General features: G+C 66.7%; 8 protein-coding genes. 2 read left to right on the forward strand and 6 right to left on the reverse strand.

The features are described from left to right. Positions 1–4: 4 nt before the first annotated feature. The 6 genes from ligA to IB243_RS04465 all read right to left on the reverse strand — a co-directional run bounded on the left by ligA (position 5) and on the right by IB243_RS04465 (position 12,453). Positions 5–2,158, reverse strand: coding sequence for an NAD-dependent DNA ligase LigA (ligA, locus tag IB243_RS04440; protein ID WP_192425248.1), 2,154 nt, complete (start codon positions 2,156–2,158; stop codon positions 5–7). Continuing rightward, on the reverse strand, positions 2,151–2,618 hold the full coding sequence (locus IB243_RS04445; protein WP_192425250.1) for a GNAT family N-acetyltransferase: 468 nt from the start codon (positions 2,616–2,618) through the stop codon (positions 2,151–2,153). The genes ligA and IB243_RS04445 overlap by 8 nt, the downstream gene beginning before the upstream one ends. Positions 2,619–2,626: 8 nt before the next feature. After that, entirely contained in the window at positions 2,627–3,745 is a 1,119-nt protein-coding gene (locus IB243_RS04450) for a cell division protein FtsZ (RefSeq protein WP_192425252.1), read from the reverse strand. Positions 3,746–3,761: 16 nt separating this feature from the next. Next, positions 3,762–7,286 (reverse strand): chromosome segregation protein SMC, encoded by a 3,525-nt coding sequence (smc, locus tag IB243_RS04455; protein ID WP_192425254.1) that lies wholly within the window; start codon positions 7,284–7,286, stop codon positions 3,762–3,764. A gap of 286 nt (positions 7,287–7,572) precedes the next feature. Continuing rightward, complete coding sequence (locus IB243_RS04460; RefSeq protein WP_225584696.1) at positions 7,573–10,737, reverse strand: EAL domain-containing protein; 3,165 nt, start codon at positions 10,735–10,737, stop codon at positions 7,573–7,575. A gap of 249 nt (positions 10,738–10,986) precedes the next feature. Beyond that, a complete protein-coding gene (locus IB243_RS04465) occupies positions 10,987–12,453 on the reverse strand; it encodes a short-chain fatty acyl-CoA regulator family protein (protein ID WP_192425256.1) in 1,467 nt (488 codons plus the stop codon). A 148-nt stretch (positions 12,454–12,601) separates the two neighbouring features. Between IB243_RS04465 and IB243_RS04470 the strand changes: the two genes are divergently transcribed. Then, positions 12,602–13,000: an acyl-CoA thioesterase gene (locus IB243_RS04470; protein ID WP_192425258.1), complete on the forward strand. Its 399-nt coding sequence runs from the start codon at positions 12,602–12,604 to the stop codon at positions 12,998–13,000. Further along, on the forward strand, positions 12,997–14,160 hold the full coding sequence (gene prpC, locus IB243_RS04475; protein ID WP_192425260.1) for a 2-methylcitrate synthase: 1,164 nt from the start codon (positions 12,997–12,999) through the stop codon (positions 14,158–14,160). Before IB243_RS04470 ends, prpC begins: the two co-directional genes overlap by 4 nt. Positions 14,161–14,174 lie beyond the last annotated feature (14 nt).

Here is a 14,174-nt window from a genome sequence, read left to right on the forward strand (position 1 = left end):
TGCCTCAGGCGCCCGTGCCCGACAGCAATGCCAGCATGCCGGCTTCGTCCAGCACGGGCACGCCGAGCTCTTCGGCTTTGGCCAGCTTGCTGCCGGCTTCTTCGCCCGCCACCACGTAGCTGGTCTTCTTGCTGACCGAACCGGCCACCTTGGCGCCGGCAGCTTCGAGCATGTCCTTGGCCGCGTCGCGGCTCAAGGTCGGCAGGGTGCCGGTCAGCACCACGGTCTTGCCCGCGAGGATCTGCGGGGCGCGTTCGGCCACAGGGCCTTCGGGCCAGGTCACGCCGCAGGCGCGCAGTTGTTCGACCACCTCGCGGTTGTGCGGCTGCTGGAAGAAGGTGTGCAGGCTCTGTGCCACCACGGGGCCCACATCGTTCACCTCCAGCAACTGCTCCACGCTCGCATCCATGATGGCGTCCAGCGTGCCAAAGTGCCGTGCGAGGTCCTTGGCCGTGGCCTCGCCCACATGGCGCAGCCCCAGGCCGAACAGAAAACGTGGCAAGGTGGTCTGCTTGGATTTTTCGAGCGCCGCCAGCACGTTCTGGGCCGATTTCTCGGCCATGCGCTCCAGCGCGATGAGGGAGGTCAGGCCCAGCCGGTACAGGTCGGGCAGCGTACGGATCACGTTGGCGTCCACCAGCTGGTCCACCAGCTTGTCCCCCAGGCCTTCGATGTCCATGGCGCGGCGCGCGGCAAAGTGCAGGATGGCCTCCTTGCGCTGCGCGGCGCAGAACAGGCCACCCGTGCAGCGGTGGTTGGCCTCGCCTTTTTCGCGCACCACGTCGCTGCCGCAGACCGGGCATTTGCTCGGCATACGGAAGTTCGGGACATATATCTCGCGAGGAGGATTTCCGTGGCGTTGCTTGATGGGCACCCCATCGACAGAAATGATTTCCGTAGCGTCGGTGAGTGGAGGCATGACTCCCACCACTTCGGGGATCACGTCGCCCGCCCGGCGCACGATCACCTGGTCGCCGACGCGCACGCCCTTCTTGCGGATCTCGAACAGGTTGTGCAGCGTGGCATTGGTGACGGTAACCCCGCCGACAAACACCGGCATCAGGCGCGCAACCGGCGTGATTTTGCCAGTGCGCCCCACCTGCACGTCAATGCCCTCGACCTTGGTGGCCATCTCCTGTGCTGGGTACTTGTGCGCCACGGCCCAGCGCGGCTCGCGGGTCTTGAAACCCAGGTCGCGCTGCAGCTGCAGCGAGTTGACCTTGTAGACCACACCGTCAATGTCGTAGGGCAACGCATCGCGGCTGGCGCCCACCTGCTGGTGAAACGCTACCAATTCCGTAGCGCCTGTCGCAATCTGCACCTGCGCCGCGACCGGAAAACCCCATGATTTGAGGGTCAACAGCATCTCGTAGTGCGTGCGGAACACCGGCCCACCCTCGCCGGGCGGCGTGATGGCGCCCAGGCCATAGGCAAAAAAGCTCAAGGGGCGCTGGGCGGTGATGTTGGAGTCGAGCTGGCGCACCGCACCCGCAGCCGCATTGCGCGGGTTCACAAAGGTCTTGCCGCCCTGCTCCCGCTGGCGCTCATTGAGCGCGTCGAAGTCCGCACGGCGCATGTAGACCTCACCACGCACTTCGAGGATGGGTGGCACCCCGTCGGGCAACGTGAGCGGAATCTGCCGGATGGTGCGGATGTTGTGCGTCACGTCCTCGCCCACTTCACCATCACCCCGCGTGGCGGCCTGCACCAGGCGGCCGTTTTCATAGCGCAGGCTCATGGCCAGGCCATCGAACTTGGGTTCGGCCACGTATTCGATGGCGGGGTCGGCGTCCGACAGGCCCAGCTCGCGCCGCACGCGGGCATCAAACGCCTGCGCGCCCGTGGCCTCGGTGTCGGTCTCGGTGTGGATGCTGAGCATGGGCACCGCGTGGCGCACCGAGGCCAGGCCCTCCATCACCGCACCAACCACGCGCTGCGTGGGTGAATCGGGAGTGACCAGATCGGGGTGCGCGGCCTCCAGCCCCTGCAGTTCGCGGAACAAGCGGTCGTATTCAGCATCGGGCACGGCGGGCTCGTCCAGCACGTAGTACTGGTGCGCCCAGTGGTTGAGCTGGTCGCGCAGCGCTTTGATTTTGATAGCTGGTTGCGCTTGATCTGCGGGCGCTGGAGCCGAAAAGAGATCAGATTGCTCAGTCATGGCGGACCGCCCTGGGGTTCTTCTGGACGAAGCCCAATTCCTGGTTGCCAACAAAGCCGGCAGATTCATAGAGTCGGTGCGCTTGCTTGCGCTGAGCACCCGAGAGAAGAAATACCTTGCAGCAATTCATTGTCCAAGCTGCATCCAGAGCGAACTCCAGAGCAGCAAGTGCCAGCCCCCGGCGACGAAAGCGCTCGCCCGTAATCACGTGCTCAATGACGCCGATGGGCATTCCTGCATTCGCGAAATTGGGGATCGAAGCCAGCATGCAGGTGGCACCGACTTCGCCTTCGCAAAGCGCAACGACGAGGCGCGCCTGCGGAGACTGCAACACGACACGAAAATGCGCCAAGGATGCATCACTGTCCGCCTCGGGGTCCTGAGGCCGCAGTTCTCTGTACAGAGCTTTGACGGCGCCGTGGTCAGCTTCGGTTGCCAGACGGACCTGCATTGCACTCATGCGCTGCACTAGCTGAACAGTCGTCGCGCCAGCACCGACCCCGCCGACAGATCCCGTCCATCGAGCTGGTCGTACAGCAGCTCCAGGTCCGCAGCAATCGGGTCCATGGCCATCGCGGGCAGCGGCTGGCCGTTCTGGTCGCAGAGCACCCCGTCCATGGCCTCACACAACGCGGCCCCCACGTCGCGCAGGCGCGCAAAAGGCTGTTCGGTGCGGTGCACCTGGGCCACGTCCAGGCTCAGGGTGATGTCGCGGATGGCGGACTGGTCGGGGTCTTCGGCCAGCGCGGCCTGGGTGTCGTAGCCCAGCGTGAGCAGGGGTGGCAGGCCCTGTGCGCTGGCGGGCAACACCAACCGACCGGGCATGGCGCCGGGCACAAAACCCAAGCGGGCGGCGTTCTGCTGCACGTAGCCGGGGCTCCAGGCGGCCTGACGGGCGCGCAGCATGAACATCAGCTGGGCGTCGTGGTCGCTGGCGAACTGGTCCAGCTCACGCGCGCGAGCCACTTCCTGCAGCATGTCGGGGAAGTCGGGCGCGGCGTTCACGGTGTCGGCAAACGCCTGGGCCTTGACGACAAACTCCGAAAACTCGATCTCGTTGAGCGCCCCCATGCGGTTGGCCAGTTGCACGCCGGCCTGGAAGCCCTGGTAGCGCTGGCCAGGTGCAGGGGTTTCCCACTGCTGGGTCGCTTCGTTGAGCCCTTCGATGGCAAACGGCTTGCTACCGGCGCGGCGCGTGGGCGGCAGCGCAGCCAGGGCAGCGTCGCCCGAGACCACATGCTCAGGCTGCAGTGATGCAATCACATCAATGAGCGGATCGAGCCCGGGGCGGCGCTCCAGCGAGAACGGCGGCACGGGCAGCTGCAAGGCCTCGTCAGCGTCCACGGCGTGCTCCGACGGATCGGGGCCACGGTCCAGGCCGTGGTATTCACCCGGCGGCACGGCCACGGCAGCCCCCGCGTCGAAGCCGGGCTCCTGGCGCTGGGCCGGTTCACCGGCGGGGTCCACGGGGTCTTGCGGCAGGGCGCGCTTGGGCGCATTGCGGCGCGAGGTCCAGGTGTTGTAGGCCACGATGAGGGCCAGCACCAGACCGCCGATGATGGCCAGACTCAGTTGCAATGTGCTCATGGTTGGGTGGGTTGTTTCAAGCGTCTGCCATGGAGAGGGCCGATTCCATATCGACGGCCACAATGCGCGACACGCCCTGCTCCTGCATGGTCACGCCGATCAGCTGTTCGGCCATTTCCATCGCGATCTTGTTGTGGCTGATGAACAAGAACTGCGTGCCCTTGCTCATGCTGGAGACCAGCTTGGCGTAGCGCTCGGTGTTGGCGTCGTCCAGCGGCGCGTCCACCTCGTCCAGCAGGCAGAACGGCGCGGGATTGAGCTGGAAGATGGCGAACACCAGCGCGATGGCCGTGAGGGCCTTCTCGCCCCCCGACAGCAGGTGGATGGTCTGGTTCTTCTTGCCCGGGGGCTGGGCCATCACCTGCACGCCGGAATCGAGGATTTCGTCGCCCGTGATGATGAGCTTGGCCTGGCCACCGCCGAACAGTTCGGGGAACATGCGCCCGAAATGGCCGTTCACGGTGTCGAAGGTGCCCGAGAGCAGCTGGCGCGTTTCGCCGTCGATCTTGCGGATCGCGTCTTCCAACGTGTTCATGGCCTCGGTCAGGTCGGCTGTCTGCGCATCGAGGAAGATCTTGCGCTCGCTGGCGAGCTTGAGTTCGTCCAGTGCTGCCAGGTTCACGGCGCCCAGGGCGGCGATTTCGCGGTGCAGGCGGTCGATTTCACTTTGCAGGCCACCCACGCGCACATTGCCGTCGGTGATCGACTGGGCCACGGCTTCGAGGTCGGCCTGGGCGTCGGCCAGCAAGGTGGTGTATTGCTCCAGGCCCAGGCGCGCGGCCTGTTCCTTGAGCTGGAATTCGGTGATGCGCGCGCGCAGCGGGTCCAGCGCGCGTTCGAGCTGCATGCGGCGTTCATCGCTGGCGCGCAGCTTCGTCGTGAGGTCGTCGTATTCGCTGCGCTGGGCGCCGAGCGCTTTTTCGCGCTCCATCTTTACTTCCAGTGCGGCCTGCAGGCCACCTTGCGCGGCGGCGTCGGACAGGCGGGCCAGCTCGTCGCGCGCGCGCTGCTCTTCATCGGCCAGGGCCTTGGCCTGCTGCGTGGCGGTTTCGATGGAGCGGTTGAGTTCGGCGCGGCGCGCTTCCAGGCTGCGCTGTGAGAACGTGGCCTCCTGCGCCTGGCGCTCCAGCGTGCGCTGCTGTTCGCGGCAGGCAGTGAGCTTGCGCTCGGCCTCGATGACCTTGTCGCCCAGCTGGGCCTCGCGCTCCTGGCTGTCGGCCAGCTGCATGTCCAGTTCTTCAAAACGCGCTTCGGCCGCCACGCGGCGTTCCTGCAGGTCGGCCAGCTGGGCCTCCACTTCGGCCAGGTCGCCGTCGATTTGCTGGCTGCGCGCGCGGGTCTGTTCGGCCAACTGCGTGAGGCGCAGGGTTTCGACCTGCAGCTCGTGGGCGCGGCTCTGGGTTTCGGTGGCTTCGCGGCGCGCGGCCACGAGGCGCTGCGAGGCATCGGCATACGCGGCCTCGGCGCGGACCAGGGCGGTGCGCGATTCTTCGGCGATGAGCGCCTGCGCGCGCAATTCTTTTTCGAGGTGCTCGATCTCCTGCGCGCGGGCCAGCATGCCGGACTGCTCGGAGTCCTGCGCGTAAAAGCTCACGCTGTGGGCGCTGACCGCATGGCCGGTAGGAACAAACACCACCTCCCCGGGTTGCAGCGTGCTGCGACGGGCCAGGGCGTCGTCCAGCGTGGGCGCGGTGTAGCAGCCTTGCAGCCAGTCCACCATCACGGCACGCAGGCCGGCATCGTTCAAGCGCAGCAGGTCGGACAAGCGGGCGTGGGGTGACGATGGCTCGGGGTGGCCTGCTGCGGGGGCGCTGTAGAAGGCCAGCCGAGCTGGGGGCGCGTCGTTGCCGCCGGAGCCGAGGAAGCCACGCACCATGTCCAGGCGCCCTACTTCCAGCGCGGCCAGTCGCTCGCGCAATGCAGCTTCCAGCGCGTTTTCCCAGCCGGGTTCGATGTGGATGCGGCTCCACAGACCTTGCAGGCCATCCAGGCCGTGCTTGGCAAGCCAGGGGCGCAGCTTTCCATCGGTCTTGACCTTTTCCTGCAGCGCCTTCAGGGCCTCCATGCGGGCCGACAGGTCGGCCTGGCGGGCACTTTCGGTGTTGACGGCCTGCTGGCGCGCGCGGCGGTCGTCGTCGAGCTGGGGCACGGACTCCTGCAGCTCGTGCAGTCGGGCCTCGGTGGTTTCGGCGATCTCTTGCGCTTCTTCGAGCTGCTCGCGCAAGTTCGTCAGGCGGGCTTCATCGGGCGCGGCCAGCGCATTGCGGTCGGTGCGCAGGCGCTCGAAGCGGCTGTCGAGCTGGCGGCTTTGTTCGTCGATGCTGCGCTGCTCGGCGGCCAGCACGCCAATCTGCTGCTGCACCTGCACCACGCTGCTGCGCTGCTCGGCCGTGCGGCTTTGGGCCTGGCGCAGGGCTTCTTCCAGGTCGGGCAGCTGCATGGCCTGCTCTTCGACCTGGGCGGCCAGCATCTCGGCGCGTTCTTCGGCGTCCACACCGGCACCGGCCAGGTTTTCGAGTTCGATGTCGGCCTCTTCCTTGCGGGCCTGCCACTGGGCGATCTGCTCGGCCAGCGTGACCAGGCGCTGCTCCACGCGCTGGCGGCCTTCGATCACGTAGCGGATCTCGGCTTCGAGCTTGCCGACCTCGGCCGTGGCTTCATAAAGCTTGCCCTGGGCCTGGTTCACCTGGTCGCCCGCCGCATAGTGGGCCTGGCGGATGGTTTCGAGATCGGACTCGACGGCACGCAGGTCGGCCATGCGCGATTCAAGGTCGTTGACGGCTTGCAGGCCGTCCAGGCGCACCTTGTTCTGCTGCTCTTCGGCCTCGGCGCGCTTCAAAAACCACTGCTGGTGCTGCTTGAGCGTGGCGTCGGCCTGCAGCGTGTTGTATTTGGCGGCCACCTCGGCCTGCTTTTCGAGTTTTTCGAGGTTGGCGTTCAGCTCGCGCAGGATGTCTTCGACCCGCGTGAGGTTCTCGCGCGTGTCCGACAGGCGGTTTTCCGTCTCGCGGCGGCGCTCCTTGTACTTGGAGACGCCAGCGGCTTCTTCGAGGAACAGGCGCAGTTCCTCCGGGCGGCTTTCGATGATGCGGCTGATGGTGCCCTGGCCGATGATGGCGTAGGCGCGCGGCCCCAGGCCCGTGCCCAGGAACACGTCCTGCACGTCGCGGCGGCGCACGGGCTGGTTGTTCAGGTAGTAGCTGCTGGTGCCGTCGCGCGTGAGCACGCGCCGCACCGCCACCTCGCCGTACTGGCCCCACTGGCCGCCCGCGCGGTGGTCGGAGTTGTCGAACACCAGCTCCACACTGGCGCGGCTCGCCTGCTTGCGCGTGGTGGTGCCGCTGAAGATCACGTCCTGCATGGACTCGCCGCGCAGCTCGCTGGCCTTGCTCTCACCCAGCACCCAGCGCACCGCGTCCATGATGTTGGACTTGCCGCAGCCGTTCGGCCCCACCACGCCCACCAGTTGCCCGGGCAGCATGAAGTTGGTGGGTTCAGCGAACGACTTGAATCCGGAAAGCTTGATCGAGGTGAGACGCACGGGTCAGGGGGCGGGCAAAAATAGGATGGAGGCAGGGATGCAAAGTGGCGCCGGATGGACGTTCCGGGCCGGAACACGCAGCTCGCACAAGGGCGGAATGATACCGCGCCGCCTGACAGCCACCGGTCCTCGGCGGCACGGTAGCGCCCCACAGCCAGGGCACAACGGAAACATTTGGAAAAAATGGGGGCTTCCGCTTATCCAGCAACGATTCATTGCTACCAATATTGATACTCCCCGCAGTACCAGCAAGGCCCCGGGGCCGGATTGGAGCAGCGTTCCCGGGCTACGCGTCCTGTGCGTCTTGCGCGTCCACCCCATTGGTTTTGCGCACCAGCGCCTCGAACTCCGCCACCGGCACGGGCGGGCTGAAGAGGTAACCCTGCCAGGCGTGGCAGTTGTGGCGCTCCAGAAACTCGCGCTGGGCCTCGGTTTCCACCCCTTCGGCAATCACGCGCAGGCCCAGGCTGGTGCCCAGCGCCACCACGGTGCGGGCGATGGCGGCGTCGTTGGGGTCGGTAAGCACGTCGCGCACGAAGCTCTGGTCGATCTTGAGCTGGTCCAGCGGCAGGCGCTTCAGATAGGCCAGCGACGAATATCCGGTGCCAAAGTCGTCCAGCGAGAAGCCCACGCCATACCCTTTGAGCTGGCCCATCTTCTCGATCGTGTCTTCCACGTCCTGCAGCAGCAGGCCTTCGGTCATCTCCAGCTTGAGCTGGGGCCCCTGCGCCCCCGAGCTGGCCAGTGCCGCCAGCACCTGGGCCACAAAACCGCTCTGGTGGAACTGGCGCGGGCTCACGTTCACGGCCATGCCCAGCACCGCCAGGTCGGGGTGTTGCGCCCAACGCGCCAGCTGTGCGCAGGCCGCCTGCAGCACCCACTCACCCAGCGGGAGGATGAGGCCGGTCTCCTCCGCCAGCGGGATGAAATGTGCGGGCGAGACAAACCCATCGCGCGGGTGGCGCCAGCGCAGCAATGCCTCGGCCCCGGTGATGCGGCCCCGGTCGATCTGTGGCTGGTAGTACAGCTCGAACTGGCCCTGGGCCAGGCCAATGCGCATGTCCAGCTCCAGTGCGGCGCGCGCGCTGACGGCCGCCTGCATCTGGGGGTCGTAAAAGCGCAAGGTGTCACGGCCCGCATTCTTGGCCTGGTAGAGGGCCAGGTCGGCCCGCTTGAGCAGCTCGTCCACCGTCTCGCGCATGCCGCTAAAAATGGTGACCCCCATGCTCAGCGAGCTGTGGTGCGCGGCGCCATTGAGCAGGTAGGGCTCCCGCAGTGCGGTCAGGATGCGCTGGCCGACTTCTTCGCTGCGGGCTGCGGCATCCTCCGGGTTGTCGCCCAAATCTTCCAGCACCACCACAAACTCGTCACCCCCCTGGCGAGCCACGGTGTCGTCTTCGTGCACGCAGCTGCGCAGCCGGTGCGCCACCTGCAGCAGCAGGTTGTCGCCGCTGTCGTGGCCCCGGGTTTCGTTGAGTGTCTTGAAATTGTCCAGATCCAGCAGCAGCAAGGCGCCGCTGCGCTGGTGGCGGGCACTCGTGGCCAGCGCCTGCTGCAGACGGTCCATGAGCAGGCGGCGGTTGGGCAGGCGGGTGAGCGGGTCGTAGTAGGCCAGGTAGTTGATCTCTTCCTCGGCCGCCTTGCGCTGGCTCAGGTCCTGCATGGTCACAAGGTGCCCGCCCTCCACCACCACGCCGGACACCTCGACCGGGCGCCGCGTGCCATCGGCGCAGCGGATGGTGTATTCGCTGGCGGCTATCACCCCGTCGCCCGCCAGCGCCTGCTGTGCGGCCCTGCGCCAGGCCCCGTGGACAGCGGTGCGTTCGGCTTCGTCGGGGTAAGCGCGCTGCCACCAGGTTTCCACGTCCGGCACGTCTTCCGCCGTGTAGCCACAGATCTGGACATAACGCGCGTTGCGAAAACTGATGCGCCCGTCGGGCTGGACCAGGCACAGCCCCATGGGCAGGTGCTCCAGGATGCCGCGCAGCCGGTGCTCGTTGCTGCGCAGGGTGTCTTCCATGCGCTTGCGCGCCGTGATGTCCTGCACCACCGCGATGTGGTGGTCGGGCTTGGCCCCCGGCACCCACATGGGCGACACCGTGAGGTCTACCCACACCACCTGCCCGTTCTTGTGGAGGTAGCGCTTTTCCAGCCGGTATTCGGGCACATCCCCCTTCTTCAGGCGCTCCAGATGCTGCGCGTCTGTCTCCAGGTCGTCTGGGTGGATGAGGGCCTGGACCTGGAGCGCCCGCATTTCCTCGGGGCTGTAGCCCACGATGTCGCAATAGCGCTGGTTGGCGCGCAGAAATTGGCCGGTGGAGGTATCGAGCAGCGCCACGCCCACGCTGGCCTGGTTGAACAGGGCATGAAAGCGCTCTTCACTCTCGTGCCGGGCTTCGTCGGACGCCTGGGCCCGCGCAAGGGCCAGCGTGCGCTGGCGCATCAGCAGGCCCACGGTGGATGCCAGCAGCAGCGAGACCAGGGCGCCGCCCAAGCCGACCAGCACGGGCAGCCGCGCCTCGGACGGCGACAGGAACGAGCGCGAAGGGTGGAAGGTGAGGCGCCAGCGCCGGTCATGCACCTGCAACTCGCGCACAAAGGGCGGCGCGCCCGGAAGCGCCGCCGAGGACTGCGCGAGCAAGGGCCGCACCGTGGTGTCGGTGGAGCCCGCCCGGACCGAGCCGTAGTCTTCCATGGACACCACAATCCCATTGAGCAGCCCCTGGCTGCCCAGCGCCTGCACCAGGTCGAACACCCGGATGGTCGATGCCACGGCACCGATGAAACGCGGCTCTGGCGTGCCCGCCGTGTAATCGAACACCGGCACGCGGATCACGAAACCGGGGCGGTGGGTTTCCTCCTGCAGCAAATCGAACGGTGCCGAGGCCACCGTGTGGCCACTGTCCCGGCTGTACTGCATGGCGGCCAGGTTGGTGGGCTGGGCGCTGATGTCCAGGCCCAGCACACTTTCGTTGCCGGCCATGGGCCACAGGTATTCCGCCACAAAATACTCAGCCCGCTCGCCCGGCGGCCGGATGGCAAAGTTGGGGTAGCCCTGGGTCGTCAGCGATGTGTCGGCGCGCACACGGGTTTCATAGGCCGCCCGTTCGGCCCCGGGCACCCAGCGGGTGAACGACAGATTGCGCACACCGGGATACCGCTGGCCCACCTCCAGGTCGCTGGCTGCACGCTCAAACTCCAGGCGCGTGAGGTGGGGATTGGCTGTGAACAGGCCACGCAGGCCGTTGACGACTTCGGTATGACCTTCGATGCGCTGGCTCAGCGCATCGGCAAACGCGCGCGCCTCCTGCATGAACCGCGCCCGTCCGACCTGGGCCACGGAATCGGCCTGCTGCGATGCCAGCCAGAGGCTCATCGTCACCCCGAGCACGGCCACGCTCAATCCGGCCATCCAGTGCCGGTATCGACCGTTTTGCGTCAGAGGGGCCATGGCGTGGGGCGGGTTGGCATTCGGTATCAGAACAGAGCCTGGGCAGTGGTACTGGCGTTATGGGTATACGCAGCGGCAGCCGCACCAGGGCGCCGGGCAAAACGCAGGATAGCGGCAATCCACCACGCTTTGGAGCAACCTTCGGCATAACAACTGGTTACCAACCAGTTATTTGGTGGAAAGTGCCGTCAGCGCAACAGCCCCATGCGTCTTCAGCTATGAATTGATGAGTGATTTTTATAGTCTGGGTCAAGACGGCCTCGGTGCGTGGCTCACGGCCACCGGATACGGCGCGAACCGACTGCGGTTCTCGTTCACATCCAGCGCGCGCCCAATGGGCGGAAACGCGCGCTGCGGGCAGGCGTCCCGCTCGCACACCTTGCAGCCCATGCCGATGGGCACGGCCGCATCGGGGTTGGCCAGGTCCAGCCCACGGGAATACACCAGCTGCGGTGCATGCCGGATGTCGCAGCCCAGTGCCACCGAGAACTCCTTGCCGGGCACGCCCCACCCGCCCCCGCTGCGCGACACCGCGCGGGCCACCCACAGGTAGGCGCGGCCATCGGGCATGCGCGCCACCTGCGGCACGGTGCGGCCCGGCTGGGCAAAAGCCTCGTACACGTTCCACAGCGGGCAGGTGCCTCCGATCTTGCTGAAGTGAAAGTGTGTGGCCGACTGCCGCTTGCTGATGTTGCCCGCGCGGTCCACGCGGATGAAGAAGAACGGCACGCCGCGCGCGCTGGGGCGTTGCATGGTGGACAGGCGGTGGCACACCGTCTCGAAGCCCACGCCAAACTGGTGGCCCAGCCGGTCGATGTCGTAGCGCGCCGCTTCGGCCGCCCGCAAAAAGGCCGTGTAGGGCAGCACCAGCGCCCCCGCAAAGTAGTTGGCCAGACCGATACGCGCCAGCGACCGGGCCTGGTCGCTCGACAAAGCAGCGCCGTCGGCAATGCGCTGCAGCGCGTCACCCTGCTCCAGAAACGCCAGCTGCGTCGCCATCTGGAAGGCACGCTGCCCCCGTTCGAGACCGGCCGCCAGTTGCAGCACCCCCGTGTCGGCATGGAATACGCGCTGCGCCTGCCCTGGCAGGTCGGTCACGTCCACCACACGCACTCCGTGGGCCACGAGCAGGCGTTGGGCCAGCGCCTCGTCGGCACGGCCGGGCAGCAGGCCCCATTCGGCGGCACAGCGTTCAGCAGCATCGTCCAGCTCGGCAATGTGGTTCTGGCGTGCAAAGAAGAAGTCGCGCACCTCTTCATAGGCCATGGGCGGGTGGCTGGGCAGTGGGGCCACCCCACTGCGGTCGTCACCCAGGCTGCCCAGCGCCTCCAGCCGTTCCAGCGCCTGGCGGTGCCGCTGGTGCAACGCTAGCAGCGTGCGCGCCACAGCGGGCATGCCGGCGGCCAGCTCGCGGATCTCGGCCAGGGACACGGCATCGCCCGCGCCCTCCCCGCCCACACCGGCAGGCAGGTCCGCCAGCACCTCGCGCAGGCCGGTGATGAGGCGCGCCTCGTCGTCGTCCGAAAAGCGCTGCACGTCCACGCCGAACACCGCGTTGATCTTGAGGAGCACAGGCACGGTGAGCGGGCGCTGGTTTTGCTCCAGCTGGTTCAGGTAACTGGCCGACAGGTCCAGCGCGCGCGCCAGCGCCACCTGGGTCATGCCGCGCTCTTCGCGCAGGCGGCGCAGGCGCACGCCCATGAAGGTTTTTTTCATCGTTTCTTTCGCTGTCCGGCCGCGCCATTGGTTCGCGAAACCAATCTGCAAATAATTCGCAAACTTTGCAAATCACAGGCGCCACCTTCGCAATCATTCGCCAATTCAGCCCTTACTTAGGGATGCCATTGTGCGTAAATTGCGAAGCATGACAACCCCTCACGGCACCGTCGAGCTGACGGAAATCGTCTTCCCTGCCGAAGCCAACCACTACGGCACGCTCTTTGGCGGCAACGCCCTGCAGCTCATGGCCAAGGCGGCGTTTCTGGCGGCACGCGGTGCCGCAGCGCGCGACGTGGTGATGGCGGGCGTGACCGATGTGCGTTTTCTGGCCCCGGTGCCCGTGGGCCATGTGCTCACGCTGCGCGCCTGGGTCTGCCGCATGGGCCGCAGCTCGCTCACCGTGTGCGTGAACGGCCTGGCCGCCACGCTGGGCTCGCCGCCAGAGGCCGTGCTGCAAGGGGTTTTCGACATGGTGGCCGTGGACGCCAAAGGCCGCCCCACGCCCATCGCCAACGCTTATGTGAACCAGGAGGAGACACCATGACCAACCCCACCACCGTTGAAACCCCGGGCTTCAAGCCCAAGAAATCAGTGGCCCTGTCGGGCGTGACGGCGGGCAACACCGCCCTGTGCACCGTGGGCCGCACGGGCAACGACCTGCACTACCGGGGCTACGACATCCTGGACATTGCCGAGGTCTGCGAGTTTGAAGAAATCGCCCACCTGCTGGTGCACGGCAAGCTGCCCACGCGTGCCGAACTGCGCGCCTACAAGGCCAAGCTCAAGGCCCTACGCGGCCTGCCGCTGTCGGTCAAGCAGGCGCTGGAGCAACTGCCCGCCGCCAGCCACCCCATGGACGTGATGCGCACAGGAGTCTCGGCCCTGGGCTGTGCGCTGCCCGAAAAGGACGACCACAACCTGCCCGGCGCACGTGACATTGCCGACCGGTTGATGGCATCGCTGGGCTCCATGCTGCTCTACTGGTACCACTGGGCCAGCTCGGGCCGCCGCATCGAGGTCGAAACAGACGACGACTCCATCGGCGCGCACTTTTTGCACCTGCTGCACGGCGCAGCACCCAGTGCGGCCTGGGAGCGCGCCATGCACACCTCGCTGAACCTGTACGCCGAGCATGAGTTCAATGCCTCCACCTTCACCGCCCGCGTGGTGGCGGGCACGGGCAGCGACATGTATTCGGCGATCACCGGCGCCATCGGCGCGCTGCGCGGCCCCAAGCATGGCGGCGCGAACGAGGTGGCCTTCGAGATCCAGAAGCGTTACGACAGCCCCGACGAGGCCGAGGCCGACATCCGCCGCCGCGTGGAGGCCAAGGAGGTCGTGATCGGCTTCGGCCACCCGGTCTACACGGTGAGCGACCCACGCAACGTCGTCATCAAGGGCGTTGCGCGCAGCCTGTCGCACGAGGCGGGCAGCACCAAGATGTTCGACATTGCCGAGCGGCTGGAATCGGTGATGTGGGAGGTGAAAAAGATGTTCCCCAACCTCGACTGGTTCAGCGCCGTGAGCTACCACATGATGGGCGTGCCCACCGCCATGTTCACGCCGCTGTTCGTCATTGCACGCACCAGCGGCTGGGCGGCGCACATCATTGAGCAGCGGCAGGACAACAAGATCATCCGACCGAGTGCGAACTACACCGGGCCGGAAGACCTGACGTTCATACCAATCCAGGACCGCAAGTAAAACCAAACGGCCGC

It is taken from the genome of Acidovorax sp. ACV01, assembly GCF_014851495.1.
GTDB lineage: Bacteria > Pseudomonadota > Gammaproteobacteria > Burkholderiales > Burkholderiaceae_C > Acidovorax > Acidovorax radicis.

What these genes read in the sequence shown, in the direction of transcription:
- IB243_RS04460 (WP_225584696.1), bottom strand. Translation starts at nt 10,737, where the DNA reads ATGGCCCCTCTGACGCAAAACGGTCGATACCGGCACTGGATGGCCGGA.
- prpC (WP_192425260.1), top strand. Translation starts at nt 12,997, where the DNA reads ATGACCAACCCCACCACCGTTGAAACCCCGGGCTTCAAGCCCAAGAAA.
- IB243_RS04450 (WP_192425252.1), bottom strand. Translation starts at nt 3,745, where the DNA reads ATGAGCACATTGCAACTGAGTCTGGCCATCATCGGCGGTCTGGTGCTG.
- IB243_RS04445 (WP_192425250.1), bottom strand. Translation starts at nt 2,618, where the DNA reads ATGAGTGCAATGCAGGTCCGTCTGGCAACCGAAGCTGACCACGGCGCC.
- IB243_RS04470 (WP_192425258.1), top strand. Translation starts at nt 12,602, where the DNA reads ATGACAACCCCTCACGGCACCGTCGAGCTGACGGAAATCGTCTTCCCT.
- ligA (WP_192425248.1), bottom strand. Translation starts at nt 2,158, where the DNA reads ATGACTGAGCAATCTGATCTCTTTTCGGCTCCAGCGCCCGCAGATCAA.
- IB243_RS04465 (WP_192425256.1), bottom strand. Translation starts at nt 12,453, where the DNA reads ATGAAAAAAACCTTCATGGGCGTGCGCCTGCGCCGCCTGCGCGAAGAG.